This is a genomic window from Massilia endophytica (assembly GCF_021165955.1).
Taxonomy (GTDB): Bacteria; Pseudomonadota; Gammaproteobacteria; order Burkholderiales; family Burkholderiaceae_D; genus Rugamonas; species Rugamonas endophytica.
The window spans coordinates 522,028-548,222 of the sequence record NZ_CP088952.1 but is presented as its reverse complement, the minus strand read 5'-3'; the positions used below and the strand labels follow the sequence as shown (position 1 = coordinate 548,222).

The 26,195-nt window shown below is 66.5% G+C and carries 16 protein-coding genes; 4 read left to right on the top strand and 12 right to left on the bottom strand.

Annotation, left to right across the window (positions count from 1 at the left end):
* Position 1: 1 nt before the first annotated feature.
* Positions 2 to 940, bottom strand: a complete 939-nt coding sequence (locus tag LSQ66_RS02510; RefSeq protein WP_231768244.1) for an ABC transporter permease — start codon at positions 938 to 940, stop codon at positions 2 to 4.
* Between the two features lie 3 nt (positions 941 to 943).
* Positions 944 to 2,719, bottom strand: a complete 1,776-nt coding sequence (locus LSQ66_RS02505; RefSeq protein ID WP_231768243.1) for an ABC transporter substrate-binding protein — start codon at positions 2,717 to 2,719, stop codon at positions 944 to 946.
* 410 nt (positions 2,720 to 3,129) lie between these two features.
* On the opposite strand from LSQ66_RS02505, the gene LSQ66_RS02500 reads away from it, so the two are divergent.
* Positions 3,130 to 5,919 carry a TonB-dependent receptor gene (locus tag LSQ66_RS02500; protein ID WP_231768242.1) on the top strand — a complete coding sequence of 930 codons (2,790 nt, stop codon included), beginning with the start codon at positions 3,130 to 3,132 and terminating at the stop codon, positions 5,917 to 5,919.
* Between the two features lie 60 nt (positions 5,920 to 5,979).
* Here the strand turns inward: LSQ66_RS02500 and LSQ66_RS02495 are convergent, their stop codons facing one another.
* From LSQ66_RS02495 to aroG, 3 genes are all read right to left on the bottom strand, one after another.
* Positions 5,980 to 6,813, bottom strand: coding sequence for a class I SAM-dependent methyltransferase (locus LSQ66_RS02495; protein ID WP_231768241.1), 834 nt, complete (start codon positions 6,811 to 6,813; stop codon positions 5,980 to 5,982).
* Positions 6,814 to 6,925: 112 nt separating this feature from the next.
* The gene (locus LSQ66_RS02490) at positions 6,926 to 7,918 is read right to left on the bottom strand and encodes an AraC family transcriptional regulator (protein WP_231768240.1); all 993 of its coding nucleotides are present in this window, start codon (positions 7,916 to 7,918) and stop codon (positions 6,926 to 6,928) included.
* Between the two features lie 52 nt (positions 7,919 to 7,970).
* Positions 7,971 to 9,029, bottom strand: a complete 1,059-nt coding sequence (aroG, locus tag LSQ66_RS02485; protein ID WP_231768239.1) for a 3-deoxy-7-phosphoheptulonate synthase AroG — start codon at positions 9,027 to 9,029, stop codon at positions 7,971 to 7,973.
* A gap of 346 nt (positions 9,030 to 9,375) precedes the next feature.
* Between aroG and LSQ66_RS02480 the strand changes: the two genes are divergently transcribed.
* The gene (locus LSQ66_RS02480) at positions 9,376 to 12,252 is read left to right on the top strand and encodes a TonB-dependent receptor (RefSeq protein ID WP_231768238.1); all 2,877 of its coding nucleotides are present in this window, start codon (positions 9,376 to 9,378) and stop codon (positions 12,250 to 12,252) included.
* A gap of 52 nt (positions 12,253 to 12,304) precedes the next feature.
* Here LSQ66_RS02480 and LSQ66_RS02475 read toward each other — a convergent pair whose 3' ends face one another.
* The 4 genes from LSQ66_RS02475 to LSQ66_RS02460 form a co-directional block, all read right to left on the bottom strand.
* Positions 12,305 to 13,069: an REP-associated tyrosine transposase gene (locus tag LSQ66_RS02475; RefSeq protein ID WP_231768237.1), complete on the bottom strand. Its 765-nt coding sequence runs from the start codon at positions 13,067 to 13,069 to the stop codon at positions 12,305 to 12,307.
* A gap of 113 nt (positions 13,070 to 13,182) precedes the next feature.
* Positions 13,183 to 14,643, bottom strand: coding sequence for a metalloprotease TldD (gene tldD / locus LSQ66_RS02470; RefSeq protein ID WP_231768236.1), 1,461 nt, complete (start codon positions 14,641 to 14,643; stop codon positions 13,183 to 13,185).
* 43 nt (positions 14,644 to 14,686) lie between these two features.
* Positions 14,687 to 15,484 carry a carbon-nitrogen hydrolase family protein gene (locus LSQ66_RS02465; protein WP_231768235.1) on the bottom strand — a complete coding sequence of 266 codons (798 nt, stop codon included), beginning with the start codon at positions 15,482 to 15,484 and terminating at the stop codon, positions 14,687 to 14,689.
* A gap of 20 nt (positions 15,485 to 15,504) precedes the next feature.
* Positions 15,505 to 19,644 carry a YhdP family protein gene (locus tag LSQ66_RS02460; protein WP_231768234.1) on the bottom strand — a complete coding sequence of 1,380 codons (4,140 nt, stop codon included), beginning with the start codon at positions 19,642 to 19,644 and terminating at the stop codon, positions 15,505 to 15,507.
* 183 nt (positions 19,645 to 19,827) lie between these two features.
* On the opposite strand from LSQ66_RS02460, the gene glnE reads away from it, so the two are divergent.
* Positions 19,828 to 22,587 (top strand): bifunctional [glutamate--ammonia ligase]-adenylyl-L-tyrosine phosphorylase/[glutamate--ammonia-ligase] adenylyltransferase, encoded by a 2,760-nt coding sequence (gene glnE / locus LSQ66_RS02455; protein ID WP_231768233.1) that lies wholly within the window; start codon positions 19,828 to 19,830, stop codon positions 22,585 to 22,587.
* 66 nt (positions 22,588 to 22,653) lie between these two features.
* Complete coding sequence (locus LSQ66_RS02450) at positions 22,654 to 23,109, top strand: cache domain-containing protein (RefSeq protein WP_231768232.1); 456 nt, start codon at positions 22,654 to 22,656, stop codon at positions 23,107 to 23,109.
* Positions 23,110 to 23,143: 34 nt separating this feature from the next.
* On the opposite strand, the gene LSQ66_RS02445 is transcribed toward LSQ66_RS02450, so the two are convergent.
* From LSQ66_RS02445 to LSQ66_RS02435, 3 genes are all read right to left on the bottom strand, one after another.
* Positions 23,144 to 23,326: a hypothetical protein gene (locus LSQ66_RS02445; RefSeq protein ID WP_231768231.1), complete on the bottom strand. Its 183-nt coding sequence runs from the start codon at positions 23,324 to 23,326 to the stop codon at positions 23,144 to 23,146.
* A gap of 114 nt (positions 23,327 to 23,440) precedes the next feature.
* A complete protein-coding gene (locus LSQ66_RS02440; RefSeq protein ID WP_231768230.1) occupies positions 23,441 to 24,622 on the bottom strand; it encodes a cytochrome-c peroxidase in 1,182 nt (393 codons plus the stop codon).
* 1 nt (position 24,623) lies between these two features.
* Positions 24,624 to 26,147, bottom strand: a complete 1,524-nt coding sequence (locus LSQ66_RS02435) for a hypothetical protein (protein ID WP_231768229.1) — start codon at positions 26,145 to 26,147, stop codon at positions 24,624 to 24,626.
* Positions 26,148 to 26,195: the final 48 nt, after the last annotated feature.

Below are 26,195 nucleotides of genomic sequence, written 5' to 3'. Positions count from 1 at the left end.
CTTACTTCAGTTGAACGCGCGGATCGACCGCCTGGTACATCAGGTCGGTGAGCAGGTTGAAGAACATGGTGGCGGCGGCCACATAGACCGTAATGGCCTTGATGACGGGGAAGTCGCTGCGCTCCACCGCCAGAATCACCTCTCGCCCGATGCCGGGTATGCCGAAGAAGCGCTCCAGCAGGAAGGCGCCGATCAGCAGCGCGGGCAGGTTCGCCATCACGTGCGTGATGATGGGAATGGAGGCATTGCGCAGCACATGCACCCACATCACGCGGCGCTCGCTCAGGCCCTTGGCGCGGGCAGTGCGCACATAGTCCTGGTTCGCTTCGTCGAGCACGAAGGTGCGGTAGAGGCGCAGCGTGGGCGCGATGGAGACCGCGAGCCCGATCAGGATAGGCAAGGTGGCATAGCGCAGCAGGTTTTCCCAGAAGCTGCTGCCCCAGCCCTGCACGGGGAAGAGGCCCAGCTTGTAGGCCAGGCCGTACTGGAAGACGATGATGTAGACGAGGATGGAGATCGACATGCCCACGGTGCAGGCGATCATCACGGCGCGGTCCGTCAGCGAGCCGCGCACGAAGGCGATGGCCAGCGCCAGCGCGATGCCGAAGAAGGTCTCCAGCACCGTGAGCGGCACGAGCACGGTGAGCGATGGCCCGAGGCGCGTGGTGATGATGTTGGCGACCGTTTCGCCCGTAGCCCAGCTCTGGCCGAAATCGAAGGTGACGATCTGCTTGAGGAATATCCCCAGCTGCACGTAGTAAGGCTGGTCGATGCCGAGCTGGCGGCGGATGTTGGCGATGCTCTCGGCATTCGACATCTTCCCCGCCAGGATATAGGCCGGGTCGCCGCCCACCCAGTTAAAGAGCAGGAAGACGAGCAGCACGACGCCCAGCATGGTGGGCAGCATCTGCCACAGGCGGCGCAGTATGTAAGCGAGCATTGTTTATTTTTCCTTGCTGCGGTCGATGTCGATATAAGCCCATTCCTGGTGCAGGATGGGATGCTTGCGGTAGCCCAGCACGGAGGGCTGCGCCAGCATATTGCGGTAGCGCGCGTAGCCCATCATGCCCCCGCCCTGGACTTCGATGATGCGCGCCATCTTGCGGTACAGCGCATCGCGTTCGGGGCCGGCGGGCATGCCGCGCGTCTGTTCATACAGCCTGTCGTATTCCGCGTTCTCGAAGCAGCCGTTGTTGTTCTGGTTGATGTTCGGACCGTAGAACAGCTGCATGAAGTTGTCGCCGTCCGGGAAGTCGGCCACCCATTGGTAGTTGCGCGACTGGAGCTTGCATTCCTTTTCCGCCTGCAGGATGTCGGTGAAGATCAGGCGGTCGTTCTCCATGCGGATGGAGAGGGAGTTATAGGTCTTGCGCCACAGTTCCGCCAGCAGCACGCCGCTCGCCTCATTGCGCGAGGTGTAGCGCACCACGAGGGGCTTGCCATCCGGGAGGGTGCGCCAGCCGTCGGCCCCCTTGCGGTAGCCGAACTTGTCGAGCAGCTTGTTGGCCAGCGCGGGATCGTACTGCAGGGAGCTGCGGTAGGCGGGATCGTGGCCCACCACCCCGGGCGGCGCAGGGAAGTCCAGGCGCAGCGCCTGGTTGTTCCACACCAGCCGGATCTCCTCGTCCACGTTGTGCGCCATCATTACCGCGCGCCGCAACGCGATCTTCTCCTTGCTGTAGCCGCCCAGCACCGGATCGCGCCCGTTGATGTAGTAGTAGGTGAGCTCGGGATCGATCTGGCGCGAGAGCTGGATGCCGCGGGCCTTGAGCTCCGGGCGCAGGCCGCCGTCCAGCATGGCCTTGGGCGCCAGCGGACCGTCGAGCCAGAACAGGTCCGCGCCGCCGCTGGTGAAGGAGAGCCAGCGCGTCTGGTCCTCCAGCAGCACGGTGATTTCGATGCGGTCGATCTGCGGGATAGCCTTGCCCTTCATCTGCTGCACGATGCGCTGGTCGTCCGGGTCGCTGCCGGGCTGGAAGTCCCAGGTTTCGGGCAGGTGATGAGGGTTCTTTTCCAGCACGATCTTGCTGCCGCGCGTCCACTGCGCAAGCCGGTAGTAGCCCGTGCCAACGGGGTTGGAATGCACCTCGCCCTTGGAGTCGCCATAGGCCTTCACGATCTCCCGCGCCACGGCGGCCGTGGGCTCGTGCGCGAGGATCATGCCCAGGTTGAAATCGGTCTGGGTCAGGTGGATGCGCAAGGTGTAGGGATCGAGCAGTTCGAAACCTGCCACAGGCTTGTCGTAATCGAGCCTGCCGCTCTTTGCCGCCTCGGCCGCCAGGGCATCGAGGCCCACGACCTTGCCTTCGAAAAGCCAGGCATGGGGCGATGCCAGCCTTGGATCGAGCAGGCGCTTCCATGAATACACGAAGTCGGCCATGGTCAGCTCGCGCGGCTTGCCGCCGAAGGCCGGGTCGGGCGTGAAGAGCTGGCCCTTCTTCAGGCGGATGGTGTAGGTCTTGCCATCGGCAGACACCTCCGGCAAGGCGGCGGCAGCGGCCGGCGCCAGCTTCACGGGGCGGGCCAGGTAATCGTAGGTGTAGAGGGTGTCGAAGATGGCCTGGGTGATATGGCCGGTGTACAGGTCACGCGATACAGCCGGGTCCAGGCTGGTCTCGGCGGCGGGCAGGATGTAGCGCAGGGTCTTTTGCGGTTCGGCCGCCTGCGCGAGCATGGCAAAGGCGAGCGCCGCCAGCATGCAATACCACTTTGTCCTCATCCCTGCCCTTTGTCGCGGAAGGCTGCAAAGGCGTAACAATAGCGCAAATTCCTTGGTGCCAACAACATTTCGCCCGCCGACCCCAAAGCCGCGCCAGGCCGTCATCTGTAGCGAAATAGTCACAAATTATCACAAGCGAAAAATTTCTCTTTAGCAATGCTACTTATGCGTTTTTCGCATCAAATGCCAGCTTTAACCGGTAATTAGCGAGCATGAGGGCGAAATTCCATGTAACAAACTGTAACATCACCTGCTGCTGGCGGGAGGGCGCAAACGATTTCCCATTGACGGGTCCGCAAGCGGGATGCTCTCATCTCTTAATTGAGGGAAACCACATGTGTTTTTCTCAAGTGGGCAGGAAGAGATGTATCTCGTTCGTAGCTCGTCACACACCACTTTGGGAGATTGTAATGATTGAAAAAATGATGGCCCGCAGCATCCGCCTGGTTTGCGCCAGCGGCATGGCGGCCGGCCTCAGCATGGCGGCCGCTTCCGCCATGGCCCAGGACGCCAACATCCAGCGCGTCGAAATTACCGGCTCCAGCATCAAGCGCGCCACCGCGGAAACCGCTTCGCCGGTGACCGTGATCGGCCGTGACGAGCTGCTGCGTTCCGGCAAGGGCACCGTCGCCGAATACCTGCAGACCCTGACCGTGGACGGCGCAGGCTCCCTGCCAACCGGCTTCGGCAACGGCTTCGCCGCCGGCTCCACCGCGATCTCGCTGCGCGGCCTGGGCGCCACCTCCACCCTGGTGCTGCTGAACGGCCGCCGCATGGCGCCGTTCGCCCGCGCCGATGACGGCCAGAAGAGCTTCACCGACCTGTCCACCGTGCCGATGCAGATCGTCGAGCGTATCGAGATCCTGAAGGACGGCGCCTCCTCGACCTACGGCGCCGACGCTATCGCCGGCGTGGTCAACATCATCCTGCGCAAGGACTTCACCGGCCTGACCGTTCGCGGCGACACCGGCTGGTCGCGCTACGACGACGGCAAGCAGAACAAGGCTTCCCTGACCTACGGCCAGGGCGACCTGGATGCGGACAAGTACAACTGGGTGGTCAACGCCGAGTACTTCCAGTCCGACGCGCTGAAGAACAGCGACCGTTCCAGCCGCCGCGGCCACATCGGCGCGGGCGACCTGCGTCCCTACGGCTTCCCGCTGGGCACCCAGTTCGCCGGCGGCTACATCGCCGGCAACAACAACGCCAGCGCTGCACCTACCGGCCTGATCCGTAACCCGGTGACCAACGACTACGTGTCGCTGCCAGGCTGCGCTTCGCTGACCGCGACCACCAACCAGACCGGCGCCAATGGCGGCTGCATCTGGCACCAGAACCAGTTCCGCGACATGCAGCCGGAGATCGAATCGATCAACCTGTACACCCGCGGCACCTGGCAGGTGAACAACGACATGCAGGCATATGTGGAGGCTGGCTACTCCAAGCGCGACACCTCGTTCATGATGACCCCGCCGTCCTTCACCCCGACCGTGGCCTTCCCGCCGAACGCGCAGACCCCACAGGGCTTCATCAACTACAGCAACCTGAACCTGCTGGCCGCGTCGCACCCGCAGAATCCCTTCGGCGCTCCGGCCCGCATCCGCTACGTCGCCTTCGACGCCGGCGCCTCCGTGCGTACCGCGAACAACGAGTTCAAGCGCTTCGTCGGCGGCCTGAAGGGCAGCTTCATGGGCTGGGACTACGACACCGGCCTGACCTACTCCGAGTCCAAGCTGCACCTGGATTACAGCAACATGATCAACATGAACGTCATGCGTGCTGCCCTGGGCGACCCGACCTCGAAGTACTTCCCGTACTACATGGGCGCGGAAGCGTCGAAGAACCCGGCCTCGCTGTACCAGGCCATGTTCACCCACGCCACCTCGGATTCGACCACCAAGCTGACCGTGATCGACTTCAAGGCCTCGCGTGAGCTGTTCGCTCTGCCAGGCGGCAATATGGGCCTGGCCGTGGGCGCCGAACACCGCAAGGAGAAGGTGTCCAACCCATCCCTGTCCGGTTCGGAAAACGGTTCGATCAACTCGAACTACGTGGCCGCCTTCGGCGACAACTCGGTGTCCGCCGTGTACGCCGAGATCCTGGCCCCGGTGGTGAAGACCGTGGAACTGTCCGCTGCTGTCCGTTACGACAAGTACGACCGCTTCAACTCGACCACGCCGAAAGCAGGCTTCAAGTGGACCCCGGTGCGCAGCTTCGCACTGCGCGGCACCTACACTGAAGGCTTCCGCGCACCAGGCGCAGCTGAAGGCTCCTCGACCTCGCAATCGACCGGTAACTCCACCGTGCGCGATCCGATCCGCTGCCCGAACGGCACCCCTGCTCCAGGCGGCGCCACCAGCACCGACTGCGGCCTGAGCGTTTCCGCCGTGAAGGTGGGCAGTGCCGCGCTGAAGCCGGAAACCTCCAAGGGCCAGACCCTGGGCATCGTGTGGGATCCGTTCGAAGGCACCAGCCTGGCGCTGGACGGCTGGAAGATCAAGCGCAGCAACGAGATCAACCCGCTGCCGTACAACGAAGCCGCCGCCCTGCCGACCGCCATCCGCAGCGACAACAACCTGGTGGTGAATGGCCAGGTGATCCCGAACTCGGGCACCCTGATCATGACCCAGGCGCCGTACCGCAACTCCAGCTTCACGGAGATCGCCGGTGTCGACCTGGACATCAAGCAGCGCCTGCGTCTGGGTAACTACGGCCGCGCCACCCTGGGCCTGATCGTGACCCACGTCGCGACCTGGAAGCGCCACGAGACCGCCACCACCGCCTACCAGTTCGCTGGCACCCACGGTAACTGCGACACCTCGAACTGCGCCGGCACGCCGAAGAACAAGGTCAACGCCACGGCATCCTGGGATATCGGCGCGTGGAACCTGGGCGCCAACGTGAACTATCGCGACAAGATGAAGAACATCCTGTTCGAAGGCAACGTCTGCGCATCCAAGCTGGCCAACGGCAACCCAGGCACGACCGATTGCGAAATCGCTTCGTTCACCACCCTGGACATGTCCGCACGCTGGAACTTCAGCAAGCAGCTGACCCTGACCGCGTCGATCACCAACGTGACCGACAAGGTGGCTCCGCTGGATCCGCTGACGTACGGCGGCCTCAGCTACAACCCGATGGACGCTTCCGGCGCCATCGGCCGCTACTTCAAGCTGGGCGCAAGCTACAAGTTCTTCTAACAAGCTGTGAAAAAAGTAGCACCCTGACTCAAGCGGCCCTTCGGGGCCGCTTTTTTTATGTCAGCCCGCCTTCGCGATCACCACCTCCAGGTACTCGCCCGGCACCACCAGCGAGGCCGCGCCGCCGATGTTCATGCGTTCCAGCAGCGCCAGGATATCCGCCTCCAGTGCCTGCTGCGCCTCCGGCGCCAGCGCGGCGAAGGCCTTGTGCGTGGGGCCGTAGTAGTCGCGGAATATCTGCAGCCAGTGTGCGGGCGACTGGTAGCGGAAGTTGAACGTGCGGCGCGTGCAATCGATGCGGGCCGCGCCTGCGCCGAAGAGCTCCTGCAGATGGGCCTCCGTGCCCCACAGGGCGGGCGACTGCAGCCCGGCCGGCGGCGGCACATGGGCGCCGATCACCTTGAACAGCTGGCCGATGAAGCCCTGCGGCGTCCAGTTCGCCAGGCCGATGCGCCCGCCCGGCCGCAGCACGCGCAGCAGCTCGCTGGCCGCCTTGCGGTGGTCGGGCGCGAACATCACGCCATAGCTCGACAGGACGGCGTCGAAGGTATTGTCTGCGAAGGGCAGGTCTTCCGCATCGGCCGCCTGGAACTGCACGGCCAGGCCTTCGGCCCGGGCGCGGGCCGCGCCCTTCTCCAGCAGGGCCGGCACATAGTCGGTGGAGACCACGCGGGCGAAGCGGCGCGCGGCGGCCAGGGTGGCATTGCCATTGCCCGCCGCCACGTCGAGCACGGCTTCCCCGGCGCAGATATTGGCCGCCTCGGCCAGGGTCTCACCCACGATCTGCAGGGTGGTGCCGACGACGGCAAAGTCGCCGCTGGCCCAGGTGGCCTGCTGTTTGGCCTTGATGGCCGCGAGGTCGGGTGCCGGGATGGGGTTGCTGCGGGTATCCATGTCAAGTTTCTCCTGTTCTGAATGCGCGCCGGGTGGCGGGCATGAGGCAGGATCGCCCGAACGGGCCGGGCGCGCTTTCCCGCCTGTCGGCGGAACTTGACCGGGCGTCCGGCTATGCCGCTTTCTGGCGGCGCCAGGTGGCGGGAGGCGAGCCCATCAAGCGGCGGAAGGCGCGGTTGAAGGCCGCTTCGGATTCGTAGCCCACGTTCTGGGCGATGGTGGCCACGGTGGCCTTCGAGCTGCACAGCTGGGCTGCCGCCAGCTGCATGCGCCAGTTGGCCAGGTACTGCATGGGCGGCTGGCCGATCAGCTCGACGAAGCGCTCGTGCAGGGCGGAGCGCGAGAGGCCGATGCGGCGGCCCAGCTCGTCAACCGTCCAGTCCGCTGCAGGGTCTTCGTGGATCAGGGCGAGGGCGCGGCCCACGAGGCGGTCGCGCAGCCCGGCCAGCCAGCCGTGGCTGTCCTGCGGCAGGGTTTCCGCGTGGCGCTGCATGGCCTCGACGAACATCATTTCGCTCATGCGTTCGAGCAGGGCCTCGGCGCCCGGACGGCGGCGCTGCGATTCCTCGGCCGCCTGCAGCAGGAACTGGCTGGTCCAGCCCGCGGCCTGCGCCGCCTGCAGGTGCAGCATGCGCGGCAAGGTGGCGATCAGGGGATTGAAGGGACGCAGGTCGCAGCCGAAGAAGCCGCAGATCAGCAGGGTGTCGGCATTGCTGTCGATGCTCTCCGCCATCGACGGCTCGGCGCCGTCGATGCGCAGGCTGAAGGGGCGCGGCATGCCCTGCAAGGCGAAGTAGTGCTCCACGTAAGGGTCGGCGTCCAGGCCGGGCGCGCTCGCCATCACATGCGAATCGCCGTGGGGGAAGAGAACGATATCGCCTGCCTGCAGGCGCACGGGCGGCAGGCCGTCCAGCGTGCTCCAGCAGCTGCCGCGCAGCAGCGCGTGGTATTCCATCACGTGGTCGGACTGGGGCAGGACGGCGGCGGCGATGTCGCGCCCGGCCGGCGCGCGCGCCGCCCACGAGCTGCTGGTGCTGACGTGGTAGTACACGGCGCCCCGCAGGCGGACGCTGCGCAGTACTTCGGACAGGATGTCGCCGCTCATCACGCCTCCCCTTGTTCCGCCCATCATACGCCCACGCCTGGGGCGGCGGAGCCTATTCGCCCTTCAGGCGGCGCTGGCGCACGGCCTCGGCCAGGCCCTCCAGCACCTGCACGCTGCTGTCCCAGTCGATGCAGCCGTCGGTCACGGACTGGCCGTAGACCAGCTCCTTGCCCGGCACCAGGTCCTGGCGGCCCGCCACCAGGTGGGACTCCACCATCACGCCCACGATGCGGGTGTCGCCGTTCGCAATCTGGCCTGCGATATCGGCGCACACGGGAATCTGGTTCTCCGGCTTCTTGGAGCTGTTGGCGTGGGAGGCGTCGATCATCAGGCGCGCCGCCAGGCCGTAGCCCGCGATGGCCTTGCAGGCCTCTTCCACGCTGGCCGCATCGTAGTTCGGCGTCTTGCCGCCGCGCAGGATGATGTGGCAGTCCTCATTGCCGTTGGTGGACACGATGGCCGAGTGGCCGCCCTTGGTCACGGACAGGAAGTGGTGCGGCTGGGAGGCCGCCTTGATCGCTTCCACGGCGATCTTGATATTGCCGTCCGTGCCGTTCTTGAAGCCCACGGGGCAGGACAGGCCGGACGCGAGCTCGCGGTGCACCTGCGACTCGGTGGTGCGCGCGCCGATGGCGCCCCAGGAGATCAGGTCGGCGATGTACTGCGGGCTGATCACGTCCAGGAACTCGGTGCCCGCTGGCAGGCCCAGCTCGTTGATGTCGCGCAGCAGCTCGCGCGCCATGCGCAGGCCGTCGTTGATGCGGAAGCTGTTGTCCATGTAGGGATCGTTGATCAGGCCCTTCCAGCCCACGGTGGTGCGCGGCTTCTCGAAGTAGACCCGCATCACCACTTCCAGCTCGCCCTTCAGGCGCTCGCGCAGCGGCGCCAGGCGGCGCGCGTACTCCATGGCTGCCTTCGGATCGTGGATCGAGCAGGGGCCGATCACCACCATCAGGCGGTCGTCCTGGCCATGCAGGATGCGGTGCAGGGCCACGCGCGCGGCGGCGGCCGTCTGCGAGGCGGCATCGGTGCAGGGGAACTCGCGGATCAGGTGCGAGGGCGGGGTCAGTTCCTTCATCTCGCGGATGCGCAAGTCGTCGGTGCGGTGCATGGTCATTCTCCTGAAAATGTCGGGGTAAAAAAAAACCGCCATCGCTGGCGGTCTTTTGGTATTTGCTGGGATCTCGTTCTGCTGCTACGTGAACCGGCCGCTACTCCACCGCCTTGGGGCTGGATAGCCAAAAATAAAAGTAGCCGGTAAAGAAAACGAAGCGGTGCATGGAACTTTCCCTATGTGTCGAAGTCACTATAACAACAAGCCGCGGGCTTTGGCAAGCAGATTGTCCGGCGGAATTGTGTCGCGCACAAACGACACATTTCAAGCTTGTATAGAAAAAGTGACATATAACTCGCTCTCCTCAAGAAAAAAACCTAACAACCTTTTCTGGAGATTTGCAATGCCAAACCTGACACTGCGCCCCTTGCCGGGCGTGCTGGGACGGGCTTGTCCTGCCGTTGCCGGCGCCCCCCTCCTCCTCACCCTCCTCAGCGCCCAGGCCCAGACGCCGCCTCCTCCCGCCGCCGACACCCCGCCCATGCAAAGGGTGGAGATCACCGGCACCAATATCCGCCGCGCCCAGGCCGAAACGGCCTCCCCCGTGCAGACCCTGAACCGGGCGGACCTGGAAAAGTCGGGCCGCACCACGGTGGCCGAACTGCTGCAGACCCTGGCCGTGGACAACCAGGGCTCCGTGCCCACCACTTTCGGCAACGGCTTCGCGGCAGGCGCCTCGGGCATCTCGCTGCGCGGACTCGGGGCGGCCTCCACCCTGGTGCTGCTGAACGGGCGGCGCGTGGCGCCCTACGGCCTGGCGGACGACGGGCAGAAAGTGTTCGCCGACCTGAACATCATCCCCATGGATGCGGTGGAGCGGGTCGAGATCCTGAAGGACGGCGCCTCCGCCATCTACGGCTCGGATGCGATTGCGGGCGTGGTCAACGTCATCCTGCGCAAGGACTTCCAGGGAACGACGGTGCGCGCCAGCCAGGGCCTGTCGCAGGAAAGGGATGGCGGCGACACGCGGCTTTCCGTCACGCACGGCGTGGGCGACCTGGAGAAGGACCGCTACAACTTCCTGTTTGCCGCCGAGTACGGGCACAAGCGCGAGGTCAACTACCGCGACCGCGCCGGGCGCGGCCCCGTCGGGCGCACCGACCTGCGCGACTTCGGCTTCAGCGCCCAGGAGGGGCTGAGCGGCAACGGCGCCATCACCGGCAACAACGCGGCGGGCAGCTCGGTGGCGGGCAATGTGCGCAACCCCGACACGCTGGACTACTACAGCCGCGGCAATCCCGCGGGCGCGGGCTTCACCCGCTTCTTCCCCGGCGCCGCCTGCTCCCATTTCACCAGCCATCCCCAGGGCGATCCGGGCGGCGGCTGCCTCACGGACGCCACGCAGCAGTACGCGCAGATGCAGCCCGAGCAGGAGCTGCTCAACCTGTACGGCAGGCTGACCTGGCAGCTCAATCCCGCCTGGCAGGCCTATGTCGAACTGAACGGCTACCGCACCGATACCGACACCATCACCACGCCCTCGGGCATCAGCGGCAGCGTGGGCTATCCCGGCGGCCCGGTGAGCAATGCCGGCGTATCGCTGGGCGCCGCGCATCCGGACAATCCCTATTTCGGCCGCGCCGCGCGCCTGCGCTACCTGGCCTGGGACGTGGGCCCGCGCACCAACGCCATCAGCTCCACCTTCACGCGCGCCATCGCGGGCGTGAAGGGCACGGTGGGCGCCTGGGACATCGACTCCGCCCTGCTGCTCTCGCAGAACCGCGTGGGCCAGGAGCTGACGGGATACCTGCAGCGCGACGTGGCCTTCGCCCTGCTCAATCCCACCGCCGCCAACATGGCGGCGGCCATGCGCAGTCCCGCCTACGCCGCACTGCCGGCGGGCAGCTACTGGCGCATCGGCGAGAACGCCGGGGCCAATTCGGCGGCCCTGTACAACGCGCTCTCGCCCACCATCAGCAGCAGCGCGCGCACGCGCCTGGCCCAGCTCGACTTCAAGGCCACGCGCGAATTCGGCCACCTGCCCGGCGGGCCCATGGGCCTGGCGCTGGGCGCGGAGTACCGCTACGAATCGGCCGAACTCACGCCCACCACGGGCACGGAGATCGGCAATATCATCGGCCTCGGCTACTCGGCCTATGAGGGCCAGCGCCGCTCGGCCTCGGCCTATGCCGAGCTGCTGGCGCCCGTGCTCAGCACGGTGGAACTGTCGGCCGCCTTGCGGGCCGACCACTTCAAGCACATCGGCAACTCCTACACGCCGAAAGTGGGCGCCAAATGGACCCCGAACCGGGCCTTCGCCCTGCGCGGCACCTTTGCGCGCGGCTTCCGCGCCCCGAGCGCGGCCGAGAACGGACGCGGCGGCCTGGCCGCCTTCACCAACGCGGACGATCCCCTGCGCTGCAGCCTGGGCGTGGAAGCGGCCTGCGACCCGGCGGCCGTGGCCATCATCACCTCGCCGAACCCGGCCCTGTCGCCCGAGCGCTCGAAGAGCTATTCGCTGGGCATGGTGTGGGATCCGCTGCCGCGCACCAGCATCTCGCTGGACTTCTGGCAGATCAAGCGCAAGAACGAGATCAACCAGGAGTCGATCGACGCGGCCATCGCGGCAGGCAAGGTGGCGCGCGACCCCTCCACGGCGGAAGCGGGCATCCCCGGCGACCCGGGCGCCATCACGGCCGTGCTGGCCAACTACGTGAACTCCGCCTCCACGAAAGTGAACGGCGTCGACCTCGACGCGCGCAAGACCTTCCAGCTGGGCGGCGACCGCGGCAGCCTGGCGGCGGACATCAAGTGGACGCACCTGTTCAAATGGGAGCGCACCGAACGCGACGGCACGGTGCGCGACTACGCGGGCACGCACGGCAACTGCGACGTCACCAACTGCATCGGCACGCCGGACGACCGCATCAACCTGGGCCTGACCTGGGACCGCGGCCCGCTGCGCCTGGCGGGCACGGTGAACTACCGCGGCAAGATGGACAACACCCTGTTCAAGGATGATCCGGACGGCTGCGCCTTCCACTTCGCCAACGGCGACGACGCCCCGCGCGGCTGCAAGCTGAGCAGCTTCACCACGCTCGACCTGACGGCGCGCTACAAGTGGAACAACAAGACGGAACTGTTTGCGACGATCCAGAACCTGTTCGACAAGGAACCGCCGCTCGACCCGCTGACCTACGGCGCCGCCGGCTTCAACCCGCTGGACTACAGCGGCGCCCTGGGCCGCTACTTCAACATCGGCCTCCGCCACCAGTTCTAACCGCCCAGCCCGTGTCCACCTTGGGGTCAGACCCCAAAAAGTGGACACGGGCTCAGCTGTCCGCTTCGTTCTGCATTGCCCTGCGTACCGTTTTTTCCGAAACGCCGAAATGCTCGGCAATCTGGGATACTGAGTAGCCACCGGAACGGTATGCCTTCAGCATGGCCGCGTTGCGATTGCTGTACTGCGCCGTTATGGCAGCCAGGCCTACACCTGGCACAGGAGGAGTTATGTATGCCGGCAAATCCTGAATAGGGTCAGCCAATCCCTTCCCCTGTGCGACAAAGCGGCCAAATGCCTGAATGCGTTCTGCTCGGTCACGACCGGCAAACTGTCCCAGTAGCCAATCCTCGGTCACGCACGAGTTCCCAGGCGCAGCATGGTACAGTCCTGCATAGCTGCTCCAGCGCCATTGCTCCGCTTCCTTCACCAACTCTGCGCGCACAGGATTCAGCGCGATATAGCGCGCCAGTTCAAGCAGATGCGCTTCCCGCTCAATGAGCACTGCATGAAATCGCCCTTGCATCACGTGTCCGGTCATGCCATGGCGCTTGTTGAACGTCTGCGCGTAAAGGCTATTCAGATGCTGCATGCTGGCAGACAGATTTGCCTGAGGCGTTTCCACCAGCAAGTGATAGTGGTTCGGCATGTGTACATACGCGTGAGTCACAATACCGAAGCGGTCAATTGTCCCAGCGAGCAAATCCAGCCAGATGAGATGGTCGCGGTCGTCGACGAAGATATGGTTGCGCCGGTTACCACGCGCGGTCACGTGGTACAGCGCGCCGGGATATTGAATGCGGTTGGGTCGGCTCATGCGCTAAAGCTAGCAGCATGAGCCAATCAACACTTGAGGCCACGCAAAGACGGCTGGGCTCGTGTCCACATTTGGGGGTCTGACCCCAAGGTGTGGACACGGGCTCGGCAGTGTCAGGCGGTGCCGCCGACGGTGACGCCGTCGATGCGCAGCGTGGGCTGGCCGACGCCGACCGGGACGCTCTGGCCTTCCTTGCCGCATACGCCCACGCCCGGGTCAAGCTTCATGTCGTTGCCGATCATGCTCACGCGGTTCAGCACGTCCGGGCCGTTGCCGATCAGGGTCGCACCCTTCACCGGGTAGCTGATCTTGCCGTTCTCGATCATGTAGGCTTCGCTCGCCGAGAAGACGAACTTGCCGTTCGTGATGTCGACCTGGCCGCCGCCGAAGTTCACCGCATAGATGCCGTTCTTGACCGAGGCCAGGATCTCGCCCGGGTCCTTGTCGCCCGCCAGCATGTAGGTGTTGGTCATGCGCGGCATCGGCAGGTGGGCGAAGGATTCGCGCCGCGCGTTGCCCGTCACCGGCATCTTCATCAGGCGCGCATTCATGGTGTCCTGGATGTAGCCTTTCAGGATGCCGTCTTCGATCAGCGTCGTGCACTGCGTGGGGTTGCCCTCGTCGTCGATGTTGAGCGAGCCGCGGCGGTCCGCCAGCGTGCCGTCGTCCACCACCGTCACGCCCTTGGCCGCCACACGTTCGCCGATGCGGCCGGAGAAGGTGGAGGAGCCCTTGCGGTTGAAGTCGCCTTCCAGGCCGTGGCCGATCGCCTCATGCAACAGGATGCCCGGCCAGCCCGGGCCCAGCACCACGGTCATCGGGCCTGCCGGTGCGGGACGCGAATCGAGGTTCACGACCGCCGACTTCACGGCGTCGTCCGCGTACTGCTGCAGCAGCGCGTCGCTGAAGTAGCCGTAGTCGTAGCGCCCGCCGCCGCCGGAGCTGCCCATCTCGCGCCGCCCGTTCTGCTCGACGATCACGGTCACGGACACGCGCACCAGCGGGCGGATGTCGGCCGCCAGCACGCCGTCGCTGCGCACCACCAGCACCACGTCGTATTCGCCCGCAAGGCCGGCCATGACCTGCACCACGCGCGGGTCGCGCGCACGCGCCATCTTCTCGACCTTTTCCAGCAGCTTGACCTTGGCCGCCGCGTCCAGCGAGGCCAGGGGATCGTGCGGCAGGTAGAGGGAGCGCCCGCCCTGGGGCAGCATGGCCGAGGCCACCTTGATCTTCCCGGCGCCCTGGCGCGCAATGGTGCGCGTGGCTTCGGCCGCGTCCAGCAGCGCGCTTTCGGAGATTTCGTCGGAATACGAGAAGGCGGTCTTCTCGCCGGAGACGGCGCGCACGCCCACGCCCTGGTCGATGGAGAAGCTGCCTGTCTTGACGATGCCTTCCTCCAGGCTCCAGCCTTCGTTCTTGGTGAACTGGAAGTAGAGGTCGGCGTAGTCGACCTTGTGCGTGAACATGCTGCCCAGGGTCTTGAGCAGCTTGTCCTCGTCCAGGCCGAACGGGGTCAGCAGCACGTCGCGCGCAATAGCGATGGAGGACAGGTTCGGTTCAAATGGTTTCATAGCGGGAACTCGTTGCGTTGATCGTTGCGGCCATTGTAGTGGATTACATGGTCCGGTGCTTCAAGGCGGGCAGGCTCTCGCGTACGCTGTCCAGGTAGACGCGGTCCACATCGCCCAGCACCACGCCCTCCCCTTCGGCCAGCCTGGCCTTCACCTCGCCCCAAGGGTCGATGAGCATGCTGTGCCCCCAGGTGCGCCGCCCGTTGGCGTGCTCGCCGCCTTGGGCCGCCGCCAGCACATAGCACTGGTTCTCGATGGCGCGGGCGCGCAGCAGCACTTCCCAGTGGGCCTGGCCCGTGGTGTAGGTGAAGGCGGCGGGCACTACAATCAAGGTCAGCGGGCCCATCGCACGGTAGAGTTCGGGGAAGCGCAGGTCGTAGCAGACGGACATGCCCACCTTGCCCAGCGGCGTGTCCACCGTGCCTACCTGCTTGCCCGGCACAATCGTCTTCGATTCGTTGTAGGACTCGCTGCCCCTGGTGAAACCGAAGAGATGGATCTTGTCGTAGCGGCCCACGTGGCGCCCTTCGGGGTCGTAGACCAGGGTGGTGTTGATGACCTTGGAAGGATCGTCCGAGGCCAGCGGCAGGGTGCCGCCCAGCAGCCAGATGCCGTGCTCGCGCGCCGCCTGGGCCATGAAGTCCTGGATCGGCCCTTTGCCCAGGGCCTCGGCATGGCTCACCTTGTCGCCGTCGCTCATGCCCATGATGGGCCAGTATTCGGGCAGCAGCACCAGCTTCGCGCCCGCTGCGGCGGCCTGGGCCACGAGGCGGCGGGCGGTGGCGATGTTCTCGTCCACCCTGGGCGTGGACACCATCTGGACGGCGGCAACAAGAGTCATGGCGCTTCCTTTCGCGGGAATCACTGGCTGCGGGTGGGGGCCGCCTCCAGCCGGTTATTGTCGAGTTTGGTGATCACGGGCGCCTTCCACGGGCCCGTCACCTGCATCTGGTAGGTGAGCGCCTTCATCACGGGCGCGCTCAGGAAGAGCTGGGCGAGATAGCTGCCCAGGCCGATCACCGGATTGACGGCCAGCGCATACACCAGCGGCGCCGTGCCCAGGTTCACCTGCGGTATCACCACCACCCGCAGGTTGGTCGATTCGTTGGCGATGTCGGCCGTGCCGTCCATCAGCACCGTGGCCTGCACGCCGTGCATCTTCAGGTTCTCGGTGCGCACGATGCCGCGGTCGATCACGGCATTGGCCGAGATGCCGTCGAAGGCCAGGCCTTCGGAGAACACGTCGTGGAAGTCGAGCTTGAGCAGGCGCGGCAGGGCCTGCAGGCTGAGCACACCCAGCAGCTTGGCCGCGCCGGGGTCCTGCTTCAGGAACTGGCCTTTCTCCACATCCAGCGCCAGCTTGCCGGACAGCGAAGGAATGTCGAGGGAATACGGCAGGCCATGCCAGGCGATGTCGCCGCTCAGGCTGCCCTTGCCGCCGCGCAGGGTATCGGCGAAGCCGAAGCGGTCCAGCAGCTTGCCCGCGTCATGGATATCCATCTTGAAGCTGAGCGAGCTGTCGTGCCGTCCCTTATCGCTCAGCCAGCGGCCGGTGCCGTGCAGCTCGCCGTCCGGATTGATCATGGCCAGCTTGCTCACGCGCCATTCGCGCGAGGTGGTAAGCAGGGCGTTATAGGCCTGCAGCTCCAGCCTGCCCAGGGATCGGTTGAAGAGCTCGAAACGCTCGGCCACGATGTCGAGGGCGGGTATGGACGGCGACACGGCCGTGCTTTCCAGCAGCTCCTTCACCTCGCCCGCCGCCGACTCGGGAATGATGAGGGTGGAGAGGCGCGCCGTCACCTTGCCCAGGCCGCGGCCCGTGGGCGATTCGTTCCAGGTGAGGTAGCCGATGGCCTGCTTCGAATCGATGCTGGCCTGCCAGGCGCCCTTCTGGTGGGTGGCGCCCACCACCACGTTCTCCAGCTTGCGGCCGTCGATCACCAGCTCGCCCGCGCGCGCGGCCACCACGTCGGGCACCACATACTGCGCCATGTCGGGGCCGGAGCTTGCCGTCTTCGCCTCGCCATCGCCCGCGATGGAGGAGCCCAGGCCGGTCCATTCGTCCACGTTCAGGGCGGCCACGCTGGCATTGATCATCATGCCGCTGTCCGGTTCCGGCGCGGGCACGTTCACGCCGATGCCGCCGCGCACCAGTTTCCATGGGCCTTTCTGCTGTTTCTGGCGCTGGTAGCGCGCCGCGACGGCATTGCCGACAGTGATGCGGATATCGTCCTGCGCCAGGCCCGCTTCGTTGGCGGCGCCGCCATTGAGCACGAAGTGCACGGGAAGGTTCTCGCCCGCAGCCTTCTTCAGCGGCGCGGGGAAGTCCAGGGCGGCGCCCGCCAGCGTGGAGTCCACCGTCACCGTGTACTGGCGGTTCTGCGCCACGATCAGTCCCGCGTAGCGCGCGCTGCCGCCCACATGCTGGGCCACGCGCTGCATGGCGGGCGAGGGATAGGTCTTGCGCAGGCCGTCGGCCGTCGCCGTGCCGCCGATGCGCACCTGAATGGAGCCGTCGCGCTGGGTGCCGCCAACGACGCTGAGCGGCCCGCCCAGCAAGGTGCCGTTCAGGCCGTTGAGATTGACGCCGTGCTCGTTGAATTCGATCTTGCCCGTGGCCAGCAGGACGGGCGGCATGTCGTTCCACAGGGTCACATCGTTGCCCTGCAGGGCCAGCGTGCCCAGCACCTTGGTCTCGCGCAGGCGCTCCAGCGGCATGTGCAGCTTGAGCGCCAGCTTCGCATTGCCGGTGGCGCTGCTCTCTTCGGTGAAGTGGCCGATCCATTCCAGCACGGGGCTGGCCGTCACGTACTTCAGGAATTCCTGCATGGGGCCCATGGCCGTGCCGTCGATGTCGAGCACGCCGTCGTGGTGGGCCAGGTCGGGGATCACGGCCTTCACATTGGCGAGCGCCACGCCGCCCGTGCGGCCCGTGTCGGCCTTGATCTCCATGCGCGCGCGCTCGAAGAGGAAGCTGCCGCGGATCTTGTCGGCCTGCGGCCAGAGCGGAGACTTGCCGTCCTTGGCGAACACACCGGGATCGTAGTTCAGGCGGCCGTCCACGATGCGCCCGCCGATGCGGAACTCCCCCTTGGCACGGTCCGGCGTGCCGTCCGCGAAGGGGAAGTGGGCCAGTTCTCCGCGCAGGCGCAGGCTCACATCGCGCGCCTGCCCTTCTTCCAGCGCACCGCTCAGCCAGTGTTTCAAGTGTTCCGGCGTCTTCACCGGCAGGTAGCGGCCGATGCGGTTGATCTGGAAGCCGTCCAGCTTGCCCGTGAAATCGGCCACGCCCGCGCCGCCGCTGCGCGGCAGGACGTGGGTGCCGGACAGGGAGGCCTTCATGCCCTGCTGGGCCAGTTCCAGGCTGTCCACCTTGAGCTGCAGTGTGTCCGGATCGTTGAGCTGCCAGCCTGCCCGCAGCTTGAAGGCTTCGAAAGGCATGTCGGGCTCGCTGAACCAGGCGGGCATGCTCAGCACGAGGCCCGGCGCATCCAGCGCCAGGGCGCCCCCGCTCTCGCTCGCTTCAATAGTGCCGCTCAGCTTGTCAAAGCCGGGGATGGCCGGCAGCGCCGGCAGGGCCGGCACGCCCGCCCCCTTTGGCGTGGCGGCGCGGGCCGCCAGCGGGGACAGGCCCAGTTCCTGCAGCCGCGCTTTCACGCGGTAGGACTGCGGCTTGTCCAGGCTGCCCTGCCACTGTGCCGACAGGTCCGCGATGCGGCCGCGCGGCGCGGCTTCGTCCAGCAGGGCCCGCACATTGGACGGCATGGGCAGGCGGGTCGCCAGCTCGGACAGCATCTTCAGGTCCAGCAGCTCGGCCTTCACTTCCGTGCGGGCGGGCTTGCTGTCGCGCGCGGGCACATGGCGTTCGGAGAGCGTGGTGGGCGCCAGCGCCACGCCGTCGCGCGTGAGCAGGGTCAGGCCGGTGACGCTGGCCGTGTGGCCGTAGGCGCCGAAGGCCGCGCCGCGCGGGCTGTTGCGCGGCAGCTTGTCCTCGCTGACGGCGACGCGGCCGTTCAGCGCATCCACGTCCAGCTCCGGCAGCTGCTTGCCCAGCACGGCCACCACATCCTTCAGGGCCACGTCCGCCGTCACGCCGGAGAGCCTGGCGTGGTCCACGCCCACCCAGGCGCGCAGGGAGCCGTAGCCGGAGCGCAGCTCCGCCGCCACGGGCAGATAAGCCTTCCACGCCGCCAGGTCGGCATTGCGCACATCGGCATAGATCTCGCCCTTCCACTGGCGCACGTCGGCGATGCGCGAGGTGAAGGCGGGATGGCTGAGGTCGGCGCGCAGGTCGAGCATCCCGCCCAGCGCCTTCGGCGGCGCCGCCTTCAGGGCGAACTGGTGGCGCCGCCAGTGGTTGCGCAGCACCAGGTTCATGTTCTCCAGCGCCAGCGGCGCCGTGCCGCGCTGCTCGTCGGTCCAGTCCAGGCGGCCTTCGCGGATGACGATTTCGCGCTGGGTCAGCAGCCATTCGGAGCCCTCCCCTTCGTCGCGCTTGTCGAGGTCGATGGGCAGGCCCGCTGCAAAGAGGCGGCCATCGGCCGTGCGCCGCACTTCCAGGTTGGGGCGGATCAGTTCCAGCGATTCGAACTGCACGGCGCCGGTCGCCACCGTCCACCAGGAGAGGGTGGCCGACACGCTGGGCAGGCGCAGGGCCTGCTTGCCCGCCGCGTCGCGCAGCACCACGTCGCCCAGGAAGAGATTGGGACGCAGGCCGGACCAGGAGGCGTAGATGCGGTCGATGGTGACGGGGTTGCCCAGGGCATGGCTGGCCATGCGCTCGATATCGCCCTTGTAGCGGTCGATATGGGGCAGCACGCCGTAGCGCAGCACGAGGAAGAGAATGGCGAAGACGAAATACAGCAGCAGCGCCGCCTTCAGCACGAAGCCCAGCACGTGGTGGGTGGCAAGGTTGCAGACCCGATAGGCGGCCTGGAGCCGGTGCCAGCGCGCGGCCACGGGCCCTTCGCCTGGTACATTGTCTTCTGCCGTGTTTTCCATCAATCTGCTAATAGCTCAGGCCCAGGCCGGTTGCCCGGCGTAAAATAAGTCGCCAATATCGTTCTGTACACTGCGTGCTTGCCTTCTTTGGCCAGCGACCCAGCCTGCGCGGCAATTCTACCGCATCGCCCGGCCGAAACAGGGGCCGTTTTACTTGAAATTACATAAGGTTACGAAAGCCCGATGACGTCCGCCAGCCTTGTTTCCGCTTCCCGCTTCTATCAGCGCTGGCTGGCCGCCGCGCCCGGCCGCCAGGGCAAAGTTGATTCTTTGGTGCAATTATCCCTTGCCCAGGCGGATCTGGCCGCACTCCTGGCGGCCGAACGCGCCGCGGGACCGGACCAGCCTCCCCTGCCCCTGGCGCGCGGCATGCGGCGCCTGCGCAACCTGCTGATCGCCGGGCTGATCCGGCGCGACCTGGAAGGCCGGGCCGACCTGGCCGAGGTGGTGGAGGCGGTGACCCGGCTGGCCGATTTCGCCATCCGCGAGCACCTGGCCGAACTGGACGCGGAAATGCGGGCCGCCCACGGCGTGCCCACGGGCGCCGAATCGGGCGCGCCGCAGGAGCTGATCGTGCTGGCCATGGGCAAGCAGGGGGGCGGCGAGCTGAACGTGTCCTCGGACATCGACCTCATCTTCGTCTACCCCGAGGAGGGCGAGACGGTGCCCACGGCGCCCGGCCAGCGCAGCCTGTCCAACCACGAGTACTTCATCCGCCTGGGCAAGAAGCTGATCGCCGCCATCGCCGAGATCACGGAAGACGGCTTCACCTTCCGGGTGGACATGGCCCTGCGCCCGAACGGCGGCTCCGGCCCCCTCGCGGCCAGCCTGGGCATGGTGGAGCAGTACCTGATCGTGCAGGGCCGCGAGTGGGAGCGCTACGCCTGGGTGAAGGCGCGCGCCGTCACCGGCCGCGCCGAGGATATCGCCGCCCTGGACGGCATCGTGCGGCCCTTCTGCTTCCGCCGCTACCTGGACTTCGGCGTGATCGAGGCCATCCGTACCATGCACGCCCAGATCCGCGCGGAAGTGAACCGCCAGGAGCGCCTGCATCCGGACCGCAGCCACAACGTGAAGCTGGGCCGGGGCGGCATCCGCGAGATCGAGTTCCTGGCCCAGGTGTTCCAGCTGATCCGCGGCGGGCGCGACCCCAGCCTGCGCGACCGCTCCACCCGCGCCACCCTGCGCCAGCTGCCGGAAAAGGGCCTGCTGGATGCGGCCATCGTGCAGCGCCTGCTCGACTCCTACACTTTCCTGCGCAACCTGGAGCACCGCCTGCAATACCTGGACGACGCCCAGACCCACACGCTGCCGCCCAATCCGGAGGACCAGCTCACCATTGCGCGCATGATGGGCCTGCCCGACACGGCGGCCCTCCTCGCCCAGCTGGACGAGCACCGCCGCTTCGTGGCCGCCCAGTTCGATGCCATGTTTGCCGACAAGGCAGGCAGCGAGGACGGCATCGAACCCGAAACGAGCAACGAGTGCGCCGACCCGGACAACCGGGAAGCCATTGAGGCCCGCTTCGCGTCCCTGGGCTATGCCGACCCGGCGGCGGCCGCGAACCGCCTGGTCGCCACCTGGCAGGCCCCGCGCCTGCAGTCCCTGCCGGAAGCGAGCCGCAACAAGCTGGTGGCCCTGGTCAATGCCGCCCTGCCCCGCATCGCCCGCGCCGACGAGCAGAACGCGGCGGGCGACCAGCTCGCCACCCTGAACCGCCTGCTGGACTTCCTGGAAGCCATCGCCCGCCGCTCCTCCTACCTGTCGCTGCTCACGGAGTACCCGCACACGCTGGACCGCGTCATCACCATGATGCACGCCAGCCGCTGGGCCGCCACCTTCCTCAACCAGCACCCCATCCTGCTGGACGAACTGCTGGACGACCGCATCCGCAACACCGTGCCCGACCCGGCAGCCCTGGCGGCCGACCTGGATGCCCAGCTGGCCGTGGCGGCGGGCGACACGGAACGCCAGCTCGACATCCTGCGCGAGGTGCACCATGCCCAGCTCTTCCACCTGCTGGCCCAGGACCTGGCGGGCGACCTTACTGTCGAGAAGCTGGCCGACCACCTCTCCGCCCTGGCCGACGTGATCGTGGCGGCCGTCATCAAGGCGGCCTGGGCCACGGTCGCCACCCGCCACCGCGAGGTGCCGCAATTTGCCGTCATCGCGTACGGCAAACTGGGCGGCAAGGAGCTGGGCTATGTGTCCGACCTGGACCTGATCTTCCTGTTCGACGACGAGGACCACGACGCGCCCGGCAACTACGCCAAGCTGGCCCAGCGCTTCATCACCTGGATGACTTCGCACACCTCGGCCGGCATCCTGTTCGACATCGACGTCGCCCTGCGCCCGGACGGGGCGAGCGGCATGCTGGTGTCCAGCGTGCAGGCCTTCGAGCGCTACCAGCAGAACTCGGCCTGGGTGTGGGAGCACCAGGCGCTGACGCGGGCCCGCTTCTGCGCGGGCGATGCGGGCATCGGCGAGCGCTTCGAGCAGATCCGCTGCGCCCTGCTGCGCAAGGAGCGCGACGAGGCCGAACTGCGGCGCGAAGTGCTCTCCATGCGCAAGCGCATGCACGACGCCCACCCCAACCGCTCCACTCTCTTCGACCTGAAGCAGGACGAAGGCGGCATGATCGACATCGAATTCATCGTGCAGTATCTGGTGCTGCGCCACTCGGCCCAGTACCGCGAGCTCACTGGCAATATCGGCAACATCGCCCTGCTCAAGCTGTGCGCCAGCCTGGGCCTGGTCGACGGGGAGCTGGCCGAAGGCACGGCCAACGCCTACCGCGCCATGCGCAAGCTGCAGCACCAGCTGCGCCTGCAGGGCAACGACCAGTCCAGGGTGGACCCGGCCCGGGTGGAGCGCCATGCCGCCTTCGTGCGCGCCCTGTGGCAGGCCATCTTCGGCGATGCGGAAAGCCAACAATCCGCGTAGATTTTGCGCCCTCCGGCGCCGCCTGCGCGTATATTGGACCTACATCCATAACCGAGGAGACACCCTATGAAAGCTTATCTGGGCGGCATTGCCATTTCCCTCAGCCTGATCGCCGCGCCCGTGCTGGCGGCGGACCGCGGCACCGCAGCCGAAGCGCAGGCCATGGTCAAGAAGGCGGTCGCGCTGGCCAAGTCCCAGGGCAAGGAGAAGATGATGGCGGCCATTTCCGATCCGGCGAACAAGGAGTTCCACGACCGCGACCTGTACATCTATGTGTACGACCTGAACGGCGTGGCACTGGCCCACGGCAACAATCCTAAGCTGGTGGGCAAACCCCTGATCGGCATGAAGGACGGCGAAGGCAAGGCCATGATCAAGGAGATGGTCGACCTCGCGAACTCCAAGGGCAGCGGCTGGGTCGATTTCAAATGGCCCAATCCCGTGACCAAGACGGTCGAACAGAAATCGGGCTATATCGAGAAGGTGGACGATTACCTGATCGGCTCAGGCATCTACAAGTAATAAAAAACCGGGCGCGGCCCGGTTTTTTTATTACTTACGGATTGTAGCCGTACAGGGTATCGCAGTGGATGGCGACGAGGTTGTCGCAGGCATCCTGGTCCCCGGCAATGCACTTCTGCCAAATGGCTTCGCAGGTCGCGCGGGTCGGCGCCGTGTAGCCTGTGAGGGAAACGCCCAGGCCGAGGCCGAAACTCAGTACCAGGAGTGCTTTTTTCATTTTGGTCATCGTATTAACTCGCTTTCGATTTGATATTATCCAAAGAAGCTGCGATTGGCTATCAAGATAATATTTTCATATTAATCCCGGGCCGCTTCGGAATATATCAGCAAATTAAGGCCGATAACCATCGGATAATGTCCGCAGAAATGCCAGGACATCCTCGATGTCGCTTTCGGACAACGCGGGCGTATCGCCCGGCCGCCGGTCGAAAGGCGCCGTCTTCACCACATTTCCCCGGTACTGCGGCGGCAGGTCATCGTAAGGCTCGCGCGGATACCACAGGGCGGGCTGGATATCCCTCAGCACATGGAAGCGGACCGCATCGCGCAGGCTGGCGATGGCGCCGTTATGGAAGAAGACCTGGCGCGTGGCCACATTGCGCAGCGAGGGCACCTTGAATGCGCCGCACAGGCCGCTTCGCTCGCGCAGGTCGCCGCGTTCCGGTCCGCACAGGCCCAGGTCGCCAAAGGTCGAAGCGGCGCCCGCATTGCGCGGCACGCCCAGGGCGTAATAGCCGAAGTTGGTGAACAGGGGCGGCGTGCCGTCCGGCGCCGGCGTGCTGGTATGGCAGGCCATGCAGTTGCCCTTGGCGGGGCTGTTGAACAGGGCGAGGCCCCGCTGCTCCGCTGCCGACAGCTGGACCTTGCCCGCCAGCGACTGGTCGAAGCGGGAGTCGAAAGGCTGGAAGCGCGCGTCCTGGCGCTGGAACTGCTGCAGGGCGAAGGTGATGCGCTCGAAGGCCTGGGCCGGGTCGTCGAACACGCCGGCGCCGAAGACGGTGCGGAAGCGCTCCGCATAGCTGGCGCGCCGCACCCGGTCGGCCAGGGCGGCCTTGCTGGCGTTGGCCATCTCGTGCGCGGCCAGGAGCGGCCCCTCCGCCTGCGCGGCCAGCGTGCTGGCCCGGCCGTCCGCGTTGTAGCCGCCCAGGGGCGCGCCGTCCTTGCCGAACCCGAACTGGGGCGTGAACGCCTGGTAGCGCAGCGAAGGCGCGGTCCGCAGGCCCGCCAGCAGGCCGCTCTCGCCGCCCAGCTGCACCGCCAGGCTGTTGGCCGGCGCATGCGCGCTGGAAGGCACATGGCAGGACTCGCAGGACTGCCTGCCCGACGCCGACAGCGCGGGATCGCGGAAGAGCAGCTCGCCCAGCTGGGCCGAATCGCTGAGCGGGCTGGCTGCCGCCACCGGCTCCGGCGGCGGAACTGGAACGGCGGAGCCGGAGCCGCCGCCGCAGGCCTGCAGCAGTGCGGCCAGCACCAGCAGGGCGGCCCGGCAGGCCGCCTTGTGCAGGACGGCCATCCTACTTGCCTACCACCATGAGCACGGCATTGTTGATGGCGTATACCTTGCCGTCCGGACCCAGCGCCGTCGGCGTATAGGACTGGTAGTAGCCGGTGTTGAGGTTGAAGCGTTCGGACAGCTTGTTGCTGGACAGGTCCCAGCGGTAGAGATAGCCGTCCGAGTTGTTGATGAACAGGGACTTGGTGTTGGGATCGAAGGCGCCCGTGTTGATGCACCACTCATGCAGGGTGGGGCCGGACGGGTCTTCCTTCGTCGGGCTCAGCACGGTAATCACTTCCTTCATGACCGTCACGGCGGGATCGAAGCGGTGCGGCTGCGTGGCGTTCGGGTCCAGCACGGCCATCCGGTGCTGGCCGTCCTCGTAGCTGTTGTACTTGACCGCCAGCAGATAGCTGGAGCTGCCCGTATAGCCGCCCACGGCGGAAGCGGGCACCAGGCTCGGTGTCATGTCCCAGCCGAAGCCGCCGGGGATCTTCGATTGCGTCAGGTCCGCGTTGTAATGCAGCAGCCAGCCGATCGACACCCCGCCCAGTACGCCGAAATAGACGTCGCCGTCCGGCGCCACCATGGGGGTGGCGGTGCTGCTCGCGCCAATCACGGCGTTGGCGCCGGTGGCCGGGTCGCGCAGCTGGATCTTGTTGCGCACCGTCAGCGTCGTGCTGTCCAGGGCCACCATATACGCCGCACCGCGGCTGCCGTTGGAAACGAAGGAGCTCATTACCGCATACACGGTCTTGCCATCCGGCGACAGGGCGGGGGCCGCGCTGTTGGCGACCTTGGTGACCTGGGCGTCGCCTGTGGCGGCCGCGGCGGTGATCCAGATGGCGCGGCCGGCGGAATCGATGCGCACCAGCCCGCCCGATTCGCTGCTCGACGCGTAGCCGAAATAGACGTTGCCGTCCTTGTCGGTGGTGATCGGCGTGTTGATGACGAGGCTCGCATCGAGCGCCGCCTTGTTGGCGGCGTAGACGTCGGCGCCATAGAACACGATGGTCTGCACGGCGCCCGGCGTGTCGTCCACCCCGTCGCGGTAGTACAGCTTGCCGCCCGAGCCGGGGAAATAGACGCGTCCGGCCGGGGTGGCGCCGATGTTGTAGCTGTAGGTCTTGGCCAGCGGGACGTAATCGGTGTCCGACTGCCACTTCAGGGCGCCCGTCGCGCCGTCGCGCGCCTCGATGCGGAACTTGCCCTCGGCCGCCACCTTGACGGGCATGAGCACCGTGTTGCGGCCCGTGATGAGGGGCGAGCCGTAGTGGCCGCTGGCCAGGAAATTGTCGCGGCGCTCCGGCTGCAGGTCCACGTCCGCACGCCAGACCAGGCGGCTCAGGCTCTGGGCGGGCACGTTGCCGCCCTGGGCCGTGTGCTGGGCATCCCGGCCATGATTCAGCCAGGCCGGACCCGGCGCGGGCGGATTGACCACCGTCCCGCCCCCCAGCTGCACATCGCCGCCGCCGCTGCTGCCGCCACAGGCCGCCAGTACCACGGCGGCCGCCAACATTCCAAGTTTGTACATATTCTTCATGAAGTCGTCCCGGTGTCTTTACTTGTTGAAAGGTAAAAAGCGAGGACG

Coding starts and splice junctions, on each gene's coding strand:
- LSQ66_RS02510 (WP_231768244.1), bottom strand. CDS start 940: ATGCTCGCTTACATACTGCGCCGCCTGTGGCAGATGCTGCCCACCATG.
- LSQ66_RS02505 (WP_231768243.1), bottom strand. CDS start 2,719: ATGAGGACAAAGTGGTATTGCATGCTGGCGGCGCTCGCCTTTGCCATG.
- LSQ66_RS02500 (WP_231768242.1), top strand. CDS start 3,130: ATGATTGAAAAAATGATGGCCCGCAGCATCCGCCTGGTTTGCGCCAGC.
- LSQ66_RS02495 (WP_231768241.1), bottom strand. CDS start 6,813: ATGGATACCCGCAGCAACCCCATCCCGGCACCCGACCTCGCGGCCATC.
- LSQ66_RS02490 (WP_231768240.1), bottom strand. CDS start 7,918: ATGAGCGGCGACATCCTGTCCGAAGTACTGCGCAGCGTCCGCCTGCGG.
- aroG (WP_231768239.1), bottom strand. CDS start 9,029: ATGCACCGCACCGACGACTTGCGCATCCGCGAGATGAAGGAACTGACC.
- LSQ66_RS02480 (WP_231768238.1), top strand. CDS start 9,376: ATGCCAAACCTGACACTGCGCCCCTTGCCGGGCGTGCTGGGACGGGCT.
- LSQ66_RS02475 (WP_231768237.1), bottom strand. CDS start 13,069: ATGAGCCGACCCAACCGCATTCAATATCCCGGCGCGCTGTACCACGTG.
- tldD (WP_231768236.1), bottom strand. CDS start 14,643: ATGAAACCATTTGAACCGAACCTGTCCTCCATCGCTATTGCGCGCGAC.
- LSQ66_RS02465 (WP_231768235.1), bottom strand. CDS start 15,484: ATGACTCTTGTTGCCGCCGTCCAGATGGTGTCCACGCCCAGGGTGGAC.
- LSQ66_RS02460 (WP_231768234.1), bottom strand. CDS start 19,644: ATGGAAAACACGGCAGAAGACAATGTACCAGGCGAAGGGCCCGTGGCC.
- glnE (WP_231768233.1), top strand. CDS start 19,828: ATGACGTCCGCCAGCCTTGTTTCCGCTTCCCGCTTCTATCAGCGCTGG.
- LSQ66_RS02450 (WP_231768232.1), top strand. CDS start 22,654: ATGAAAGCTTATCTGGGCGGCATTGCCATTTCCCTCAGCCTGATCGCC.
- LSQ66_RS02445 (WP_231768231.1), bottom strand. CDS start 23,326: ATGAAAAAAGCACTCCTGGTACTGAGTTTCGGCCTCGGCCTGGGCGTT.
- LSQ66_RS02440 (WP_231768230.1), bottom strand. CDS start 24,622: ATGGCCGTCCTGCACAAGGCGGCCTGCCGGGCCGCCCTGCTGGTGCTG.
- LSQ66_RS02435 (WP_231768229.1), bottom strand. CDS start 26,147: ATGAAGAATATGTACAAACTTGGAATGTTGGCGGCCGCCGTGGTACTG.